The organism is Candidatus Pelagibacter sp. Uisw_136 (assembly GCF_047720275.1).
Taxonomy (GTDB): Bacteria; Pseudomonadota; Alphaproteobacteria; order Pelagibacterales; family Pelagibacteraceae; genus Pelagibacter.
The window spans coordinates 1205286-1224489 of the sequence record NZ_CP159812.1 but is presented as its reverse complement, the minus strand read 5'-3'; the positions used below and the strand labels follow the sequence as shown (position 1 = coordinate 1224489).

Genomic DNA, 19204 nt, shown 5'->3' with positions numbered 1-19204 from the left:
CATGAATAACGTGACTAAAAAGTGGCTATTGATGAGAGTAAGCTCTGTGGTGTTGATACCATTAATGATATGGTTTATTTTAAATTTAGTTTCAGTTTTCAATAAAGATTATATTGAGATTGTTAATTTTTTTACTACTCAACCATCTAAAATTTTAGTTTCTTTAACATTAGTATTTGCTTACTTTTTCTCAGCTTTAAGCATTAGTGAGGTATTTGAAGATTATATACAAGATGAAAAAATCAAAAATGTCGCAAACAAAGTACTCAATATTTTTGCTATACTAGTTCCATTAATCACAATAATTGTAATATTTAATTTAAACTAATGAGTTCATATAAAATTATAGATCATGAATACGATGTTATCGTACTTGGTGCGGGAGGCTCAGGCTTAAGAGCTGCTGTTGGTTTAAGTGAAGCAGGATTAAAAACTGCCTGTATTTCAAAAGTATTTCCAACAAGGAGTCATACCTCTGCTGCTCAAGGAGGAATTTCTGCATCTTTAGGGAATATGGGTGAAGATGATTGGCGTTGGCATATGTATGATACCGTCAAAGGGGCTGACTGGTTAGGTGACCAAGATAGTATCGAGTATCTTTGTAAAGAAGCTCCAGCAGCTGTTATAGAATTAGAAAAATACGGAGTTCCATTTAGTAGAACTGATGATGGTAAAATTTATCAAAGACCCTTTGGTGGAATGACAAAAAATTATGGTAATGGAATTGTTCAAAGAACATGCGCAGCCGCAGATAGAACTGGACATGCAATACTTCATACTCTTTATGGACAAGCTTTAAAACACAACACTGAATTTTTTATTGAATACTTCGCTCTAGATTTATTAATGAAAGATGGTGAATGCAAAGGTCTTATTGCTTGGAATTTAAATGATGGAACAATTCATAGATTTAGAGCTCACAGCACAATAATTGCAACAGGTGGTTATGGAAAAGCTTATTATTCTGCAACTTCAGCACACACGTGTACTGGAGATGGAAATGCAATGGTTTTAAGAGCAGGTTTACCATTACAAGATATGGAATTTGTACAATTTCATCCAACGGGAATTTACGGACATGGAACCTTAATTTCTGAAGGTGTTAGAGGAGAAGGTGGCTATTTAGTTAATTCAAAAGGTGAAAGATTTATGGAGCGTTATGCACCAAAAGCTAAAGACTTAGCATCCAGAGATGTAGTAAGTAGATCAATGTCAATTGAGATTAATGAAGGAAGAGGTGTGGGTAAAGAACAGGATCATGTTCACTTACACTTAAGTCATTTAGACAAAAGTATTATTGAAAGTAGACTTCCAGGAATAACGGAAGCTGCAAGATTATTTGCAAATGTTGATGTAACTAAAGAGCCAATACCAGTAGTTCCCACTGTTCATTACAATATGGGAGGTATCCCAACAAACTATAAAGCTGAAGTATTAACAGGCAATGATTCTGAAACAGTTCCAGGATTAATGGCAATTGGTGAGGCTGCCTGCGTTTCTGTTCATGGAGCAAATAGATTGGGGTCTAATTCTTTAATTGATTTAGTTGTATTTGGAAGAGCCGCAGCTAGAAGAGCTGCTGAACTTGTTAAACCGGGAACTCCACATGAAGATATAGGAGAGACTGAAACAGAGAAATGCTTAGAAAGATTTGATAAATTAAGAAACTCTAATGGTGAAAACAGTACTGCAGAACTTAGACTTTCAATGCAAAAAACTATGCAATCAAAGTGTGCTGTTTTTAGAACAGAAAAAACACTTAAAGAGGGTGTTGATGATATTAGAAAAGCATACGATGGAATGGAATCAATTTCTGTAAAAGATAAGTCACTTGTTTTTAACACCGATTTAGTGGAAACATTGGAGTTTGATAATTTAATAAGACAAGCAATTACAACAGTGGATTCTGCTTACAATAGACAAGAGAGTAGAGGCGCACACGCAAGAGAAGATTTCCCAAAAAGAGATGATGAAAAATTTATGCAACATACTATTGCTTGGTGCAATGGAAAAGATTCAAAAATTAGTTATAGACCAGTTACTAAATCAACTTTAACAAATGAAGTTCAATATTTTCCACCACAAGAAAGAGTTTATTAGTGGTTCAAATAAATTTACCTAAAAATTCAGAAGTTCAGAAAGGTATCTATTATCAAGATAAAACTGGATCAAAAAATATCAGAAAAGTAAATGTTTATAGATGGGATCCTTCAAATGGAGAAAACCCAAGAGTAGACACTTACGAAGTAGATATGGATAATTGTCCTTCAAAAGTATTAGATATTTTAAACAAGATTAAAAATGAAATTGACCCATCTTTAGCTTATCGTAGATCTTGTGCACATGGTGTTTGTGGATCTTGTGCAATGAATATGGATGGTAAAAATGGTTTAGCATGTACAAAACCACATTCAGAAATTGAAGGAGATATAAATATTTACCCATTACCCCATTTAAAAGTCAAAAAAGATTTAATTGGTGACTTAAGTGGATTGTATAAACAGTATGAATCAATTGAGCCTTGGTTGAAAACAAACACAAAAGTTGAAACTACAGAAATTATTCAATCTCAAAAAGATAGAAAAAAATTAGATGGTGCATATGAATGTATCATGTGTGCATGTTGTTCCACTTCTTGCCCAAGCTATTGGTGGAATGAGGATAAATTTTTAGGTCCTGCAGTTTTGCTTCAAGCTTATAGGTGGATAGTAGACAGTAGAGATGATGAAAGAAAAGAAAGATTAAAAAAAGTAGCTGATGAGCTTAAACTTTATAGATGCCATACTATTATGAATTGCACCAATGCTTGTCCTAAGGGATTAAATCCAGCAAAAGCCATAGCTGAATTGAAAAAAATGCTTGCAACAAGCTAATTACGCCTTTAAATAGCACCATTCATGAATTTATTAGAACATTTTGTAGGTGGAAAACTAATTTCAGGCTCATCTGATAGAAAAAGTAAAATTTTTAACCCTGCAACAGGCGAACAAGAGTCAGAGGTAAGATTAGCCAGCAAAACTGATCTTGATCAAGCTGTAGAAGTGGCTCAAAAAGCTTTTGAAACTTGGTCACAGAAACCCCCCCTTCAAAGAGCAAGAGTGATGTTCAAATTTAAAGAGTTAATAGAAAAAAATACTGATGAACTTACAAAATTAATAGTTTCAGAACATGGTAAAGTTTATGAAGATGCCAAAGGTTCTTTAACAAGAGGACTAGAAGTAGTGGAGTTTGCATGTGGAATTCCACATTTACTTAAAGGAGAATTTTCAGAAAACGTAGGAACAAATGTTGATAGCTGGTCAATGCGTCAGCCACTTGGAGTAGTTGCTGGTATTACACCTTTTAATTTTCCAGCAATGGTACCGATGTGGATGTTTCCTATTGCTATAGCTTGTGGAAATACATTTATTTTAAAACCATCAGAAAAAGATCCATCTTGTCCACTCAGATTAGCAGAATTGCTAACAGAAGCAGGACTACCAGATGGCGTTTTTAATGTTGTTAATGGAGATAAAGAGTCTGTTGATGCAATCTTAACAAACAAAGATGTCAAAGCTGTAAGCTTTGTAGGCTCAACACCAATCGCAAAATATATTTATGAAAATTCTGCAAAAAATGAAAAAAGAGTTCAAGCTTTAGGTGGTGCAAAAAATCATTTAGTTGTAATGCCTGACTGTGACCTTGATGGTGCAGTAAATGGATTAATGGGTGCTGCATATGGGTCGGCAGGAGAAAGATGCATGGCACAATCAGTAGCAGTAGCTGTAGGCGATATAGGTGATGAGTTAGTTGCTCGTTTATCAAAAAAAGCTGAAGCATTAAAAGTAGGGCCGGGTATGGATAAAACATCTGAGATGGGTCCACTAGTCACAAAAGAACATTTAGAAAAAGTAAAAAGTTATGTTGATCTTGGAGTTGAAGAAGGTGCTAAATTAATTGTTGATGGAAGAAATATAAAACTTCAAGGATATGAAAATGGTTTCTTTATAGGTGGCTGTTTATTTGATCATGTTAAAAAAGATATGAGAATTTATAAAGAAGAAATATTTGGACCTGTCTTATCAGTTATAAGAGTTAAAACTTTTGAAGAAGCAACAAAACTAATTAATGATCATGAGTATGGTAACGGAGTAAGTATTTATACAAGAGATGGTGATGCTGGCAGAACATTTGCCAGTAAAATTCAAGTTGGTATGGTTGGAATTAATGTTCCAATACCAGTACCAATGGCATTCCATAGTTTTGGTGGATGGAAAAGATCATTATTTGGAGATAGCGCAATGCACGGTGCTGAAGGAATTAAATTTTATACAAAACTTAAAACAGTAACATCTAGATGGCCTTCTGGAATACGATCTAATGCAGAATTTGTCATGCCAACAATGAAATAAGGAGAAAAATGAAAAAAATATCTTTAATAGGAGCAGGTCAAATTGGGGGCACTCTTGCTCACTTAATAGGAACCAAAGAAGTAGCTGATGAGGTGGTACTTTTTGATGTTGCAAGTGGCATAGCTAAAGGAAAAGCTCTAGATATAGCCCAATCTTCCTCTGTTGATGGTTTTAATGTAAAATTTTCAGGTACAGACAATTATGAAGATATAAAAGATTCAGATGTAATAATAATCACTGCAGGAGTTCCAAGAAAACCAGGAATGAGCAGAGATGATTTATTAGGTATTAATTTAAAAATTATTAAACAAGTAGCAGAAGGCATTAAAAAAAATGCACCCAATGCTTTTGTTATATGTATCACTAATCCGTTAGACGTTATAGTTATGGCCTTTCAAAAATTTTCAGGCTTACCAGTAAATAAAGTAGTTGGAATGGCAGGAATTTTAGACAGCTCAAGATTTAAATTATTTTTATCTCTAGAGTTGAATGTTCCTGTAAAAGAAATTGAAGCAATGGTTATGGGAGGTCATGGAGATACAATGGTTCCCCTACCAAGATTCACAAAAGTTTCAGGTAAACCATTACTAGACTTAGTTAAAGAAGGAAAAATATCTCCAGAAAGATTAGAAGAAATTAACCAAAGAACTAGAGATGGAGGAGCTGAGATTGTTAAATATTTAGAAAAAGGTTCTGCATTTTATGCACCAGCAGCTTCGGGAGTGCAAATGGCAGAAGCATATTTAAAAGATGAAAAAAAATTACTTCCATGTGCAGTTCATTTAAATGGAGAATATGGAGTTAGCAATGTTTATGCTGGTGTACCAGTAATAATTGGTAAAGAGGGTGTTGAAAAAATAGAACAAATAGATTTGGACGAAAAAGAAAAAAAAGAATTTATGCATTCGATAGATGCTGTGAAAGCATTATGGGAAGCTGCATCAAAAATAGATCCAGATCTATCTAAATAAATCATGAATATTCATGAACACCAAGCAAAAAAAATCTTAAAAGAATATGGGGCAGTTGTGCCTGAGGGTATTTTTGCATTCACAGTCGATGAGCTGATTGAAAAATCAAAATCATTAAAAACGGAAAAGTTTGTATTAAAAGCCCAAATCCACGCTGGTGGAAGAGGTAAGGCAGGAGGTGTAAAAATTTTGGATACCATTGAAGAGTTAAGCGTTGCTGCGAAAGAATTATTAGGAAAAACACTTGTAACACATCAAACTGGTCCTGAAGGTAGAGAAGTAAAAAGATTATATGTGGAAGTATCTTCCAATATAGATAAAGAATTTTATTTATCCTGCTTAATTGACAGAGCTAGTTCAAAAATTGTATTTATTTCCAGCGATCAAGGTGGAATGGATATTGAAGAGGTTGCAGATAAAACACCTGAAAAAATTATAACAACAAAAGTAGATATTGTTAATGAAATCTCAGATGCTGATTGTGAGAAGATAATTAAAATTTATAGCTTAACCGATGATGCTAAAAAACAAGCAATAGCACTAATTAAATCAGTATATAGTATGTTTTTAGGTACAGATGCTAATATGGTTGAGGTTAACCCACTAATATTAACTAAAGAAAAAAATATAATCTGCTTAGACGCAAAGGTTAATTTTGATTCTAACGCGCTATTTAGACATCCTGAAATTATAGAGTTAAGAGATTTAAATGAAGAAGATCCAGCAGAAATAGAAGCGAGCAAACATGATCTTGCTTATATAAAATTAGATGGAAGCATTGGTTGTATGGTTAATGGAGCAGGTTTAGCAATGGCAACAATGGATATAATTAAATTATATGGTGAAGAGCCAGCAAATTTTCTAGATGTTGGTGGTGGAGCTTCAAAAGAAAAAGTTTCTGCTGCGTTAAAAATAATTCTTTCAGATAAAAACGTTAAAGGCATATTAATAAATATTTTTGGTGGAATAATGAGATGTGATGTCCTTGCTCAAGGTGTTGTTGATGCTGCTAAAGAGATAAATATAAGAGTTCCATTAGTAGTTAGACTTGCAGGAACTAACTTTAAAGAAGGAAAAGAAATTCTAGATAATTCAGGATTAAAATTAATTTCAGCAGAAAATTTAGATGATGCTGCAAAAAAAATAGTAGAGGCTATAAAATAAAATGTCAGTTTTAATTGATAAAAATACAAAAGTTATATGTCAAGGTTTTACAGGTGCGCATGGTACTTTTCATTCTGAACAAGCATTAAAATATGGAACAAATCTTGTAGGTGGAGTTACCCCCAAAAAAGGAGGACAAAAACATCTTGAACGTCCAGTATTTAATACTGTAGCTGAAGCTAAAAAAGAAGTTGGTGCTGATGCAACTATGATTTATGTGCCTGCAAAATTTGCAGCAGCAGCTATAATAGAAGCTATTGATGCATCTATTGAGCTTATAGTTTGTATTACTGAAGGTATACCAATTCAAGATATGCTTCGTGTTAAACAAAAACTAAATAATTCAAAAAGCAGATTGATAGGACCTAACTGTCCAGGAATAATTACTCCTGATGAATGTAAAATTGGAATTATGCCTGGAAATATTCACAAGAAAGGTTCTGTGGGAATTGTTTCAAGATCTGGAACTTTAACTTATGAGGCAGTTGCACAAACAACTGAAAACGGATTAGGACAATCTACTTGTATAGGTATTGGTGGAGATCCAATAAATGGAACAAACTTTATTGATTGTTTAGACTTATTTTTAAATGATGATGAGACAGAATCTATTCTTATGATAGGAGAAATTGGCGGTTCTGCAGAAGAAGAAGCAGCTGAATTTGTTAAAAACCACAAAATAAAAAAGCCTATGGTTGGATTTGTAGCTGGATTAACAGCACCCCCAGGAAGAACTATGGGGCATGCAGGAGCTATTATCTCAGGTGGTAAGGGTGGAGCAGAGGATAAGATAAAAAAAATGGAAGAATGTGGGATTACAATTGCAAAATCACCATCTGAACTAGGCAAAACATTATTTAATAAATTATCTAATTGAAAATTATTTATCTGATATTATATCAATAAAATAGATGTCATCATCAAAAAATCTCGAATTCAAAAAAAACTCATTTCTTAGTAAATCAAATAGTGCGTTTATAGAACAAATGTATTCAAAATTTATCAATAAAGATAAAGATCTTCCAAAAAGTTGGCAGCATTACTTTGAGGGTATAGGTGAAGATCTAAGTGTGATTGCCAAGGAAATTAATGGACCATCATGGGGTATGAAAAAAAAAATTGATATTGATGAAATTGAAAAAAGAATTGAAGAAGATGAAAAAAAACTTTCTAATGGAAGTAATGATGCAAAAGATTTAATCAAAAGCAATCTTAACTCAATTAGAGCTGTTGCATTAATTAGAGCCTATAGACAAAGGGGGCATTTATTAGCAAAGCTTGACCCACTTGGAATGATGAAAACAGAGTATTTAGATGAATTACATCCTGAATATTACGGGTTCAAAAAAGAAAATTATAATGAGAAGATTTATTTAGATGGTGTAATAAATAAAGAGTACTCTACTGTAAAAGAAATATTAAGTTTTTTAAACAAAACTTACTGTGGGCCAATTGGTTATGAATATATGCATATATCAAACCCAACTGAAAGAAAATGGCTTAGAGATAGAATTGAGCAGGATGAAAACTCTCTTCAATTTACAAAGAATGGTAAAGAAGCTATTTTAAACAAACTTATTCAAGCTGAGGGATTTGAAAAATTTTTACATACAAAATATGTTGGTACAAAAAGATTTGGATTGGATGGAGGAGAAAGCTTAATCCCTGCTTTAGAACAAATTATTAAAATTGCCGGTCAATCAGAAGCTAAAGAAGTTAAAATTGGAATGTCTCACAGAGGTAGGCTCAATGTGCTAGCAAACGTTTTACAAAAATCATACAAAAGAATATTCAATGAATTTGCGGGAGACGTTCAAACAACAGGAGAAGAAGGAGCAGGAGACGTAAAATACCATTTGGGAGCATCATCGGATAGAAAATTTGATGGAAATTCTATACATGTTGGTCTTACAGATAACCCTTCGCACTTAGAAGCAGTTAATCCTGTTGTATTAGGACAGACTAGAGGAAAACAATTTTTTCATGAAGATAAAGAAAGAAATAAAGTTTTGCCTATTTTAATACATGGTGATGCAGCATTTGCAGGCCAAGGTGTTGTGGCTGAATGTTTTGCAATGTCTGGCTTACCTGGCCATAATACAGGTGGAACAATTCATTTTATTGTTAATAATCAAATAGGTTTTACTACAAGCCCAAGGTTTGCAAGATCATCACCATATCCATCAGATGTTGCAAAAATGGTAGACGCCCCAATACTTCACGTAAATGGTGATGACCCAGAAGCAGTTGTTTATGCGACAAGAATTGCAACAGAATTTAGATTAAAATTTAACAGAGACGTTGTTGTTGATATAATCTGCTACAGAAGGTTTGGTCATAATGAAGGAGACGAACCTTCATTTACTCAACCATTAATGTATAAAAAAATTAGATCACACCCTACTCCAGTAGAAGTATACGGAAGCAAATTAGTAAATGAAAATACACTTTCAGAGAATGAACTTAAAAGGTTTAAAACTGAGTTTAAAAGCTTACTAGACGATCAATACAAAAATGCAAAAGATTATAAGCCAAAAATTGAATGGTATGAGGGAAGTTGGTCAAGATATAAACCAGAAAAAGGAAAGGATAAAAGAGGTGTAAGTGGTTTTGACCAGAAAAAACTTTTAGAAATTTCAGAAAAGATTAATTCAACACCAGAGGAATTAAATTTACACAAAACTATAATTAAAATTTTAAATACTAGAAGAGCATCAGTATCAGATGGAAAAAGTATAGATTGGTCAACAGCTGAAGCTTTGGCATTTGGCTCATTATTAGAAGAAGGTTATCCAGTAAGATTGGTTGGGCAAGATTCAGGAAGAGGAACGTTTAGTCAAAGACACTCAGTTCTAAGAAATCAAGAAGATAACTCCAGATATGTTCCGCTAAATAATATTTCAAAAGTTCAAAAACGATATGAAATAGTAGATAGTTTTTTATCAGAATTAGCAGTTTTAGGTTTTGAATATGGTTATAGTTTAGTTCAACCAAACACTCTAACAATGTGGGAGGCACAATTTGGTGATTTTGCAAATGGCGCACAAGTAGTAATAGATCAATTTATAGCATCAGGAGAGAGAAAATGGACAAGGGCATCTGGGCTAGTAATGCTTCTACCTCATGGGTATGAAGGCCAAGGACCAGAACACTCTTCAGCAAGACTAGAAAGGTTCTTACAATTATGTGCTAACGATAATATGCAGGTAGTAAATTGCACAACACCAGCAAACTACTTTCATGCTTTAAGACGTCAAATGCATAGAGAATTTAGAAAGCCACTAATAATAATGACTCCAAAATCTTTATTAAGAAACAAGCATTGTGTTTCAAATATAGAAGACTTTGATAAAGATACATTTTTCCACAGAATTTTATGGGATCATGCACTAGATGAAGAAAATGGATTTATAAAATTAAAAGAAAGCTCAAAAATTAAAAAAGTAATTCTATGTTCAGGAAAAGTTTATTTTGATCTGCTAGATGCCAGAGAGAAATTGAAAAAGAATGATGTAGTGTTGTACAGAGTTGAACAACTTTATCCTTTTCCAGTTAAAAGTTTAGTTAAAGAAATCAAAAAATATGCAAAAAATGCTAAATTTTATTGGTGTCAGGAAGAACCAAAAAATATGGGAGCATGGTTTTCTGTAAGGGATTATATACAATGGACATTAGAAACTATTAACGCTAATAATAAGGAAATTTCTTATATAGGAAGAAGTCCAGACGCATCTCCTGCAACAGGGTTTGCAAAAAGGCATATTTCACAACAGCAAGAAATTATTAACAAGGTTTTTGAATAAAAATGATTGAAAAAATTTTAGTACCAGTTCTTGGAGAAAGTATTACTGAGGCGACAGTCTCTAAGTGGCTTAAGCAAGAGGGTGATACAGTTGAAGCAGATGAGGCAATTGTAGAACTAGAAACTGATAAAGTTAATTTAGAAGTTCCATCTCCCATAGATGGAGTTTTATCTGAAATAAATTCAAAAGATGGTGAAACCGTAGAAGTAGGAGCTCTTCTTGGTACGATAAGTCAAAATGGAACTCAACCATCTGAAAAAAAAATAATTACAAAAATTGAACCTAAAAAAACTGAAAATAATGTAGTTAATTTAGAAATTAAAAAAGAAGTTCCTAAAGTTTTTAAAGAACCTGAAGAGGAAGAACCTTTAATATTAACCAATGAGGTTAAAGAGGAGAAAACTGATTCTTCAAAAAAAAATAATGAAATACTTTCACCAGCCGTAAGAAAAATGGTAGTTGAAAATAAAATTGATTTAAAAAAAGTTAGTGGCTCTGGTAAAGAGGGTAGAATTCTTAAAGGTGACCTAATTAGCATGATGGGAGAGAACCCACAGCCATCAGAAAGAAAAATTAAATATGGCCAAGAAGAGAGAATTAAAATGTCTAGGCTTAGACAGACAATTGCAAAAAGATTAAAACAAGCACAAGAAAATGCAGCATTATTAACAACCTTTAATGAAGTTGACATGACTGGCATAATGGAAATGAGAAAAGAGAACCAGGAAGACTTCCAAAGCAGATATGGAATTAAATTAGGGTTTATGTCATTTTTTGTAAAAGCATGTGTTGCAGCACTAAAAATATACCCATCAGTTAATGCTGAAATTGATGGAGACGAAATTATTTATAAGAATTATTATAATATGAGTTTTGCAGTAGGAACTGAAAAAGGATTAGTAGTACCAGTATTGAAAGATGCTGATCAATTATCATTTGCTGATATCGAAAAAAATATTAAAACTATTTCTGAAAAAGCTAAAGATGGAAAAATAACCATAGAAGACCTTCAAGGTGGAACCTTTACAATTAGTAATGGTGGAGTTTATGGCTCAATGTTATCTACTCCAATATTAAATCTACCTCAATCTGGTGTGTTAGGTATGCACAATATAGTTGAGAGACCAATGGTAGTCGATGGTGAGATTAAAATTAGACCTATTATGTATCTTGCCTTGTCTTATGATCACAGAATTATAGATGGAAAAGAGTCAGTATCGTTCTTAAAAATGGTTAAAGAAAACTTAGAGGACCCAAGAAGGTTATTTTTAAATATTTAAATGTCAGATAAATTTCAAGCAGTTGTAATAGGTGGTGGTCCAGGAGGTTATGTCTGCGCAATAAGATTGGCACAATTGGGACTTAAAACAGCATGTATAGAATCAAGAGGTTCATTAGGTGGAACTTGTTTAAATGTTGGGTGCATACCTTCTAAAAATTTATTAAATATTTCTGAAAATTATCATAAAGCACAAAATTTTTCTAAACTTGGCATAGAAGTGGGTGAGGTAAAACTTAATCTTCAAAAAATGATGCAAAATAAGGATAAAGCGGTAACAATATTGACTAAAGGTGTAGAATTTTTATTTAAGAAAAATAAAGTCACTTATTTTAAGGGCACTGGAAGCTTTAAATCTGCAAATAAAATCTCAATATTAGATGATCAAAAAAAAGAAACTATAATTGAAGCAGATAAAACGGTAATTAGCACAGGATCTGTACCGGTAGAATTACCAGGAATGGAATTTGATGAAAAAATAATTGTATCTTCAACAGGTGCATTAACTCTGCAATCGGTTCCAAAAAAAATGGTTGTAGTTGGTGGAGGTTATATAGGATTAGAGATGGGGTCTGTTTGGTCTAGATTAGGCGCTGAAGTTCATGTGGTAGAATTTCTTGATCATATTACCCCAGGAATGGATAGAGAAATATCCTCAGAATTTATGAAAATTTTAAAGAAACAAGGAATTAACTTCCACATGCAAACTAAAGTAGAGGGAATTACTAAAAACACCAATGGAGCTAGTGTTTCAATGTCTGACAAAGATGGAAAAAAAATAAATTTTGATTGTGATATTGTTCTTATATCTGTTGGTAGAAAACCTAACACTAACAATTTAAATTTAGAAGCAATTGGTGTTGAATTGGATGAAAAGAAAAGAATTATAACAAATAAAAGCTTTCAAACAAATGTAAGTAATGTTTATGCAATTGGCGATGTAATAGATGGACCAATGTTAGCTCACAAAGCTGAAGATGAAGGTATTGCAGTTGCAGAAAATATAGCAGGACAATCAGGGCATGTAAATTATGATATTATTCCAGGTGTTGTTTATACAACTCCAGAAGTTGCTTCAGTTGGAAAAACTGAAGAGCAATTAAAAGAAGCAAATATAAAATACAAAATTGGTAAATTTTCGTTTATGGCAAACTCAAGAGCTAAAGCAATTGATGAAGCAGAAGGTTTTGTTAAAATTTTAGCTGATGAAAAAACAGATAAAGTTTTAGGAGCACATATTATTGGACCTCATGCAGGTGAATTAATTGGTGAAATTGGAGTTTCAATGGAGTTTGGTGCAAGTGCTGAAGATATTGCAAGAACGTGTCATGCACATCCAACATTCTCAGAAGCTGTAAAAGAAGCAGCTTTATCAGTAGATAAAAGAGCAATACACTCTTAACATTATCGTTCTTTTATCACCTAATAAAATAGCCACTGATTTAAAGATTTACTGTATTGTTGTTCAATAAGAATTATTGAAATCACTTACTTTTTTAAACATTTACTTTGGATTTAATGGTGATTTTATGGTGCGAACCCTAAAAACTCTATGGTGATTCTATGGTCGATGAGTGTATTGTTGTTTTCACTAGCTCCATCACCTAGACACCTGATTAGAGGTTTGATAGGCTTAAATTATGTCTGGACTTGAAATACTATTAGCCATTGAACTTACTTATATAGCTTACACAATAATTTTTGATTAATGATTAAAAAACTTCTATCGATATTGGTTCTGGGTTTGTTGTTAATAACCTCATCTCAGGCAGATGATAATGTTGAAATTTATTTGCTTAATCAATTAGATGACCCAAGAGGTTTTTGTATTGATATAAAAGGTCATAAATTAAAAGCACAAATTAATAAAGGACTCCAGGCACACACTTGTTATTCTTACCAAGGAGAAATCTCTCCAGATCAAGGTTTTAATTCTCTTAAACTAACTAAGAACCAATTTATCTTACCATCCTTTAATGTTTGTATGGAAGCCTCATCACTTAAAGTATCAACAAATTTGAAACTAGAAAAATGCGACCATAACAAACTTCAAAATTTTGAATGGTCTAATAAAAATGAGATCCGCTTGATTAGTAATAGAAAATTATGTCTTACTGTTGATCAAGGGCAATCTAAGAAGGGTGGAGGTGGAACTCCAGTTCATCTAATGAGAAATTTATCATTGGAACTTTGTAATAAATCACTAAATTCCTATCAAGCTTGGAGTGTAAGAAAATAAATGAACAAACCTTTATTATATTTCTCCTACCTAATCATAGTCGCAAATATTATAATTTTGTCTGCTGGTTATGTAGCTAACATAGCCTTCATTGGTCCATTCTTGGGTGGTTTAATGGCTATCGGAACTGATCCTATTATTCTTTTATTAGGGGCACTGTTAGGTGGTGGATTAGTAGCTAAATCATATAAATTTTCAGTAATATATTTATGGATAGGTGCAATGTTTTTAACAATGCTAGTTCATGTTATTTTAGGCACTACAAGAGTTATTGTAGATCTAGTTAAGTTTGATGCCTTACTAATAATTTCTGCACTCATAATTATTGCTACAAGTTTCTTTCGACCGCTGATTGCTGACATGACAGAGGATTTCGAAAAACCCACTACAAAAAAAGCTCCGAAGTAATGCCTAGAAAACCTAACTATAAAGATTTATTAAAAAAATTTAAAAAAAGAAATATAAAAAATCCAGAAAGAATAGCAACAGCCTATGTCAAAGGATTAACTGTAGGATCCAAAAAAAAAGCTGCTAAAAATTTAGCAGGGATTATAGATTAAAGAAAAAAAGACCTAGGATCGCTGAATTCTAACTAGCGACTATTCTACACCTAGATACCCAATTTATGATTTAGTAGAGTTTATTATGGCTACATTATATGGAATTATTGAACCAATATATTTTTTGATTACCTCAATAACATTTATATTATTAAGTATAATCCAATATAAAAAATTTGGAAAAACTAGGGAAACAAAATATCTCGCAGGTTTGTCAATTTTTTTCTTATGTAGTTACATTGCTATAATTTTAAAAAATTAGAAATGATAAAATTTATTCTACCAGCTATAATTGTCCTCTTGATTGTAGTATTCTGGGAAAAAATTACTGAAATAGTATTCAAAAAATTTAATATTAGGTTGGATTATATTGTTGTGAGCGCTGTGGTAATTACTATCGCTATAATAATTTTATTAATCAATTTATAATCACAGATAAAACGAATACCTCATGTCAAAACGCGCTTTTACTAATAAAAAATAAAACTATTACAATAATTAAATGACAAAATCTAATGACAATTTAAATTCTAAAATATCTGATGCTGCTGATATCAGTAAACCATGGGATAAGGATAATCAGGCTTGGTGGGACTGGTATGTTAGTCTTGCAGATAATGATGTTGAAAAAGATAAAATCATTAATGCTGATCCCTTACCAGATATTGCAATACCCAGTGATGATGAAGTTATCTCAGAATTAGCTGAGCCCTATCATTTAACCAATGATCAAATTTATTTTTTTAAAAAAAATGGTTTCATAAAGCTTAAGAAGGTTTTCTCACCTGGGGCCGTGCTAAAACTTCGAGCTGAGTTAATTAATCTATTAAAAGAGGAGTTTAAGTTTGATCCAGATAAAGGAGCACATAATCGTTTCCTTAGTCTTGAAATGATTTGGCCTGACAACGCACTCCTTCGTGCTTACGTATTATCACCACGTCTAGGGCAAATTTCAGCAGATCTTCTTGAAGTACCAGCTGTAAGACTTTACCATGACAATGTATTAGCTAAACAAGCTGGTTGTGGTCGTACTCCATGGCATTTCGACGATCATCATTTTCCACTAGATACTAATGACGTAGTTACCGCTTGGGCACCAGCACAGCCAATCCCTCTTGAGATGGGACCACTTTCTTTTGCATATCCACTCGATGTCCACGAATTAGTTAACGCTGTTAAGTTTGAAAAGACTGGCACTGGATATGACCGCGGGGTCTCAGATGTTTTTTCAAAAAATAATGTAAGTGTGGATGAAACTCCATTTGAACTGGGTGAAGTTAGCTTTCATCATAATTTAAATTTTCATACCGCTTCACGTAACCGTACTAATCGTAGCCGAGTGGCTCTAGCCAATACTTATTATCGAGATGGAGCGAGAGTAGTTAATGCACCTACGATGGTCTCTGGTGACTGGCAGAAATTTATGCCCAATGTCAAACCAGGAGACGTAGCTGCTAGTCCACTAAATCCAATTTGTTGGCCAGTTAAAAATAAATCATGAAAGATATAAATAATCAGAAGGGGCTAAATTCGATCTGGACTGACAGTCTTGCTCGTAATCTACATCCCGATGGTAATGCTTTAGTTAATCATTTAAGAACTGTCCATCAAGAACATACTGGATTTACTGAAGCGTGCGCAAGTTCTTGTCGTGATGAAGCTGGACGTAATAGTTATGAATGGCTAGCTGAACTTGTATCTGATAATGAAAGTTTGCGTGTATTAGATCTTGCTTGTGGGTCAGGACCACTATTAAAAATCTTATTTGATCGTAATAGAAATTTAAATTTAAAAGGTATAGACATGTGTCCTGAAGAATTAGCATTAGCTAAGACACGTCTTATAAATACTGGAGTTAACCTCATTGAATCAAAAGCACAAAATTTGACAGCAATCAATGATAACTCTATCGATATAGTGTTATGTCATTGGGCTTTAACTTTAATGGACCCTATAACTCCTGTGTTAGATGAAATCAGACGAATTTTAACTTCTGAGGGTCGGTTTGCAGCATTAGTTGATGGACCAATGAATGCAGCACCTGGCTACACAGAGGTACACGATTTAATTTATAGTTATGTACAAGAAGAAATACCTAGTTATGGGGAGATTGATTTAGGTGATCCAAGGATACGAGGATCTGAAAGCCTAGGCAATCTTGTAAATAAGTCTTTTCCAAAAGCAAATGTAACTATCGAAACAAAAGTTGTATCTATGGAGGGACCAGTTACTCAAGTAGCTGAAATTGCAGCAGGATTTTTTTATGCTGCATTTGTCTTAAAGCCAGAGAAAAGAAAATTAATGATTACAAGTCTATCTAACCTACTCGCAATATCCAAAGAAAGCACTGATACTGAAAGACAAGGACGATTTTCAATGCCAATTAGTCGTCTTTTAGTTGTGCCTGATATAAAATGAAATCATTTTTACAAGAAGTAAGTCTCGGTTTAAGTAAGAAAAACAAGAAGCTAAGTTCAAAATGGTTTTATGACTTTCATGGATCAAAACTTTTTGAACAAATTACTAAGTTGGAAGAATATTACCCAACACGAACTGAGAGAAAAATTTTAAAAGATAATAAAATTGAAATTGCTAATAAAATAGGTAAGAGAGCAGTTTTAATTGAACCAGGTGCTGGAGACATCAAAAAAATAGCTATTTTTCTCAACAGCTTACATAAGCCAAAAAAATATGTACCTTTAGATATTTCTGAAGACTATATAACCAAAATATCTCAAGGTTTTAAAAAGAAATTTCCAAAAGTAGCTATTACTCCAAAAGGATATGACTTCTCAGGAAATAATAAGCTACCTTTTAAAATTAATTCATCAGAAAATATAATTATTTTTTTTCCAGGATCAACTATTGGTAATTTTGAAAAAAAGGATGCTGTTAAATTTTTAAAATTGCTTAAATCAAAATTTAAAGCAAAAAAAATTATAATTGGTGCTGACTTAGTTAAAGATATTCCAACTCTAATTTCTGCTTATGATGATAAAAAAGGTATAACTGCAAAATTCAACAAAAATATTTTACGAAGAATAAACACTGAATTGGGTGGAGATATAAACTTAAATTACTATAAACATTTAGCAATTTATAATAAATTAAAAAAAAGAATTGAGATGAGGTTAAAATCTAAAAATAATAATATTATTAGAATCAATGGTTCAAAATATTTAATTAAAAAAAATGAAGAGATTCACACTGAGAATTCTCATAAATACACAATTAAATCCTTCAAAAACTTAGCTAATGAAGCTGGATGGAAAATTGAGAAAACTTGGGTTGATGACAAAAAACTTTTTAGTGTTCATTGTCTAAATCTAGCTTTATAGGGCTAGTTATTACCTTCCTTAATTTAAAAATTGGGCATAGGCTTCTTTTTAATTGTTATGTTAATGCAAGATAAATAGTTGTTAAGGGGAAATTAATAAAAGAATAGTAGTGCCCTAAGTGCAGAAAAAAGAAAAAAAATTTACTAAATTATACTAGCTTATTTAATATCACTTATACTAAAACAAAAGTTAAACTAAAGTTGCAAATGTATTGGAATTAAAAATTAAATTGTAAATTAGTTATATAATTTGGGCTCTATTCTTGGTACAGAAAAATAAAAGCTTATGGTGCCTTTAGAAAATATGTCTATCTATAGAAATAGAGCCGTTCAAAAAAGAACAATACACTCTTAAAACTCCCATATTATCCTATAAGATTTATATTAAATATTTATTCATTAATATCTTTTTGATATTTTTTTACCAAATTTTATTAAAGGCTTTTCTATCACATGATAACCAATGGCTGATATTGAAAAAATTAATATTAATAATAATACTAAAGAAAAAGCAGCATTTTCTATATAAAAATATTCATAATAAATTAAAATTATTAACTGATGAAATAAATAAATACCATAAGAATATCTTGCAATTAATTTAAAAAATATACTAAAAAATGATATCTGCATATCCTTACAATAAGCGATTAGCAAACCGAGTGGTAAACAAAAAATCGCACCAATTAAGCTCTGCCTAAATATAAAGTTAATTAATACAGGAATTAAAAGAATTGAAAAAAAAACATATAAAACTAGATATCCACTTCTAATTTTTTTTTTATTTTCTATTTTTTTTGAATAAACAAATGCAATAACACCACTCAAGAAAAAAGGGACATATACAATTGTTGAATAATAAGATGTTTCAAAATATTTTTGAATCACCACCAACACACTAAAAAAAATCCATAGTGATATTATTTTTTTTTCATAATTTCTTTTTATTATAAAAATAAAAATTAGAGGAAAAAAAAAATACATTGCAACCTCATATGGTAAGGACCATAGAGCAGGAGGCATAGACTCATTTATATCTTGAATTAAAAAAATATTTTTAAATAAAGTAATTAAATCTAAATTAAAATTATCAATATTGATAATTTTATAAAAAGAGAATAACAAAACAGCAAAAATACTTAATGGATATACTCTAAATAGTCTTTGAGTGTAAAATTTGTAAATTAATTGACTTCCTTTTATTCTACCCATACGTTCCAAAGAAAACATCAACACACAACTTGTGTGAACAAAAAAAATATAAACACCAAGCAAACCCATTGTCTGTGTATGGTAATATTTATTTATTGGTAATTCTGTTATTGGTATATGAGATAATACTACTAGTAAAATTGCAAATGTTCTTAAAAAATCTAAATTTCTAGAATTGTTTGTAGGAAAATTTTTTTTATAAAACATTTATTAGTAAAGATTTGTAAATATTTAATAAATACTAAGTT

Annotated in this window: 17 protein-coding genes; 16 read left to right on the top strand and 1 reads right to left on the bottom strand. The window is 31.8% G+C overall.

All coding sequences use genetic code 11. The annotated features are described in order from the left end of the window. The first annotated feature begins 1 nt into the window (after window position 1). The 16 genes from sdhD to egtD all read left to right on the top strand — a co-directional run bounded on the left by sdhD (window position 2) and on the right by egtD (window position 17745). Window positions 2–328, top strand: a complete 327-nt coding sequence (sdhD, locus tag ABXT53_RS06565; protein ID WP_415290398.1) for a succinate dehydrogenase, hydrophobic membrane anchor protein — start codon at window positions 2–4, stop codon at window positions 326–328. Beyond that, the gene (gene sdhA / locus ABXT53_RS06560; RefSeq protein ID WP_415290396.1) at window positions 328–2100 is read left to right on the top strand and encodes a succinate dehydrogenase flavoprotein subunit; all 1773 of its coding nucleotides are present in this window, start codon (window positions 328–330) and stop codon (window positions 2098–2100) included. Before sdhD ends, sdhA begins: the two co-directional genes overlap by 1 nt. Next, window positions 2100–2873 carry a succinate dehydrogenase iron-sulfur subunit gene (locus ABXT53_RS06555; RefSeq protein WP_415290395.1) on the top strand — a complete coding sequence of 258 codons (774 nt, stop codon included), beginning with the start codon at window positions 2100–2102 and terminating at the stop codon, window positions 2871–2873. Before sdhA ends, ABXT53_RS06555 begins: the two co-directional genes overlap by 1 nt. Window positions 2874–2897: 24 nt before the next feature. After that, window positions 2898–4391 carry a CoA-acylating methylmalonate-semialdehyde dehydrogenase gene (locus ABXT53_RS06550; RefSeq protein ID WP_415290394.1) on the top strand — a complete coding sequence of 498 codons (1494 nt, stop codon included), beginning with the start codon at window positions 2898–2900 and terminating at the stop codon, window positions 4389–4391. Window positions 4392–4399: 8 nt separating this feature from the next. Then, window positions 4400–5362, top strand: coding sequence for a malate dehydrogenase (gene mdh, locus ABXT53_RS06545; RefSeq protein WP_415290393.1), 963 nt, complete (start codon window positions 4400–4402; stop codon window positions 5360–5362). Window positions 5363–5365: 3 nt separating this feature from the next. Beyond that, window positions 5366–6526, top strand: a complete 1161-nt coding sequence (gene sucC / locus ABXT53_RS06540) for an ADP-forming succinate--CoA ligase subunit beta (RefSeq protein WP_415290392.1) — start codon at window positions 5366–5368, stop codon at window positions 6524–6526. A gap of 1 nt (window position 6527) precedes the next feature. Then, window positions 6528–7403, top strand: coding sequence for a succinate--CoA ligase subunit alpha (sucD, locus tag ABXT53_RS06535; protein ID WP_415290391.1), 876 nt, complete (start codon window positions 6528–6530; stop codon window positions 7401–7403). Between the two features lie 34 nt (window positions 7404–7437). Further along, window positions 7438–10329: a 2-oxoglutarate dehydrogenase E1 component gene (locus tag ABXT53_RS06530; RefSeq protein ID WP_415290389.1), complete on the top strand. Its 2892-nt coding sequence runs from the start codon at window positions 7438–7440 to the stop codon at window positions 10327–10329. Window positions 10330–10331: 2 nt separating this feature from the next. Then, window positions 10332–11609 (top strand): 2-oxoglutarate dehydrogenase complex dihydrolipoyllysine-residue succinyltransferase, encoded by a 1278-nt coding sequence (gene odhB, locus ABXT53_RS06525; protein ID WP_415290388.1) that lies wholly within the window; start codon window positions 10332–10334, stop codon window positions 11607–11609. Next, complete coding sequence (lpdA, locus tag ABXT53_RS06520; protein WP_415290386.1) at window positions 11610–13010, top strand: dihydrolipoyl dehydrogenase; 1401 nt, start codon at window positions 11610–11612, stop codon at window positions 13008–13010. A 306-nt stretch (window positions 13011–13316) separates the two neighbouring features. Beyond that, window positions 13317–13847, top strand: a complete 531-nt coding sequence (locus ABXT53_RS06515) for a ricin-type beta-trefoil lectin domain protein (protein ID WP_415290385.1) — start codon at window positions 13317–13319, stop codon at window positions 13845–13847. Further along, the gene (locus ABXT53_RS06510) at window positions 13848–14255 is read left to right on the top strand and encodes a hypothetical protein (protein WP_415290384.1); all 408 of its coding nucleotides are present in this window, start codon (window positions 13848–13850) and stop codon (window positions 14253–14255) included. It begins immediately after the preceding gene. Then, window positions 14255–14407 (top strand): hypothetical protein, encoded by a 153-nt coding sequence (locus tag ABXT53_RS06505; protein ID WP_271525710.1) that lies wholly within the window; start codon window positions 14255–14257, stop codon window positions 14405–14407. The genes ABXT53_RS06510 and ABXT53_RS06505 overlap by 1 nt, the downstream gene beginning before the upstream one ends. Window positions 14408–14909: 502 nt before the next feature. After that, complete coding sequence (locus tag ABXT53_RS06500; protein ID WP_415290383.1) at window positions 14910–15908, top strand: phytanoyl-CoA dioxygenase family protein; 999 nt, start codon at window positions 14910–14912, stop codon at window positions 15906–15908. Next, window positions 15905–16825, top strand: coding sequence for a class I SAM-dependent methyltransferase (locus tag ABXT53_RS06495; protein ID WP_415290382.1), 921 nt, complete (start codon window positions 15905–15907; stop codon window positions 16823–16825). Before ABXT53_RS06500 ends, ABXT53_RS06495 begins: the two co-directional genes overlap by 4 nt. Next, a complete protein-coding gene (gene egtD, locus ABXT53_RS06490; protein WP_415290380.1) occupies window positions 16822–17745 on the top strand; it encodes an L-histidine N(alpha)-methyltransferase in 924 nt (307 codons plus the stop codon). The genes ABXT53_RS06495 and egtD overlap by 4 nt, the downstream gene beginning before the upstream one ends. A gap of 398 nt (window positions 17746–18143) precedes the next feature. On the opposite strand, the gene ABXT53_RS06485 is transcribed toward egtD, so the two are convergent. Continuing rightward, on the bottom strand, window positions 18144–19163 hold the full coding sequence (locus ABXT53_RS06485) for an acyltransferase family protein (protein WP_415290378.1): 1020 nt from the start codon (window positions 19161–19163) through the stop codon (window positions 18144–18146). Between the last annotated feature and the right edge of the window lie 41 nt (window positions 19164–19204).

What these genes read in the sequence shown, in the direction of transcription:
- sucC (WP_415290392.1), top strand. Translation starts at nt 5,366, where the DNA reads ATGAATATTCATGAACACCAAGCAAAAAAAATCTTAAAAGAATATGGG.
- ABXT53_RS06510 (WP_415290384.1), top strand. Translation starts at nt 13,848, where the DNA reads ATGAACAAACCTTTATTATATTTCTCCTACCTAATCATAGTCGCAAAT.
- ABXT53_RS06495 (WP_415290382.1), top strand. Translation starts at nt 15,905, where the DNA reads ATGAAAGATATAAATAATCAGAAGGGGCTAAATTCGATCTGGACTGAC.
- mdh (WP_415290393.1), top strand. Translation starts at nt 4,400, where the DNA reads ATGAAAAAAATATCTTTAATAGGAGCAGGTCAAATTGGGGGCACTCTT.
- ABXT53_RS06500 (WP_415290383.1), top strand. Translation starts at nt 14,910, where the DNA reads ATGACAAAATCTAATGACAATTTAAATTCTAAAATATCTGATGCTGCT.
- ABXT53_RS06505 (WP_271525710.1), top strand. Translation starts at nt 14,255, where the DNA reads ATGCCTAGAAAACCTAACTATAAAGATTTATTAAAAAAATTTAAAAAA.
- sdhD (WP_415290398.1), top strand. Translation starts at nt 2, where the DNA reads ATGAATAACGTGACTAAAAAGTGGCTATTGATGAGAGTAAGCTCTGTG.
- sdhA (WP_415290396.1), top strand. Translation starts at nt 328, where the DNA reads ATGAGTTCATATAAAATTATAGATCATGAATACGATGTTATCGTACTT.
- egtD (WP_415290380.1), top strand. Translation starts at nt 16,822, where the DNA reads ATGAAATCATTTTTACAAGAAGTAAGTCTCGGTTTAAGTAAGAAAAAC.
- lpdA (WP_415290386.1), top strand. Translation starts at nt 11,610, where the DNA reads ATGTCAGATAAATTTCAAGCAGTTGTAATAGGTGGTGGTCCAGGAGGT.
- ABXT53_RS06550 (WP_415290394.1), top strand. Translation starts at nt 2,898, where the DNA reads ATGAATTTATTAGAACATTTTGTAGGTGGAAAACTAATTTCAGGCTCA.
- ABXT53_RS06530 (WP_415290389.1), top strand. Translation starts at nt 7,438, where the DNA reads ATGTCATCATCAAAAAATCTCGAATTCAAAAAAAACTCATTTCTTAGT.
- ABXT53_RS06485 (WP_415290378.1), bottom strand. Translation starts at nt 19,163, where the DNA reads ATGTTTTATAAAAAAAATTTTCCTACAAACAATTCTAGAAATTTAGAT.
- sucD (WP_415290391.1), top strand. Translation starts at nt 6,528, where the DNA reads ATGTCAGTTTTAATTGATAAAAATACAAAAGTTATATGTCAAGGTTTT.
- ABXT53_RS06515 (WP_415290385.1), top strand. Translation starts at nt 13,317, where the DNA reads ATGATTAAAAAACTTCTATCGATATTGGTTCTGGGTTTGTTGTTAATA.
- odhB (WP_415290388.1), top strand. Translation starts at nt 10,332, where the DNA reads ATGATTGAAAAAATTTTAGTACCAGTTCTTGGAGAAAGTATTACTGAG.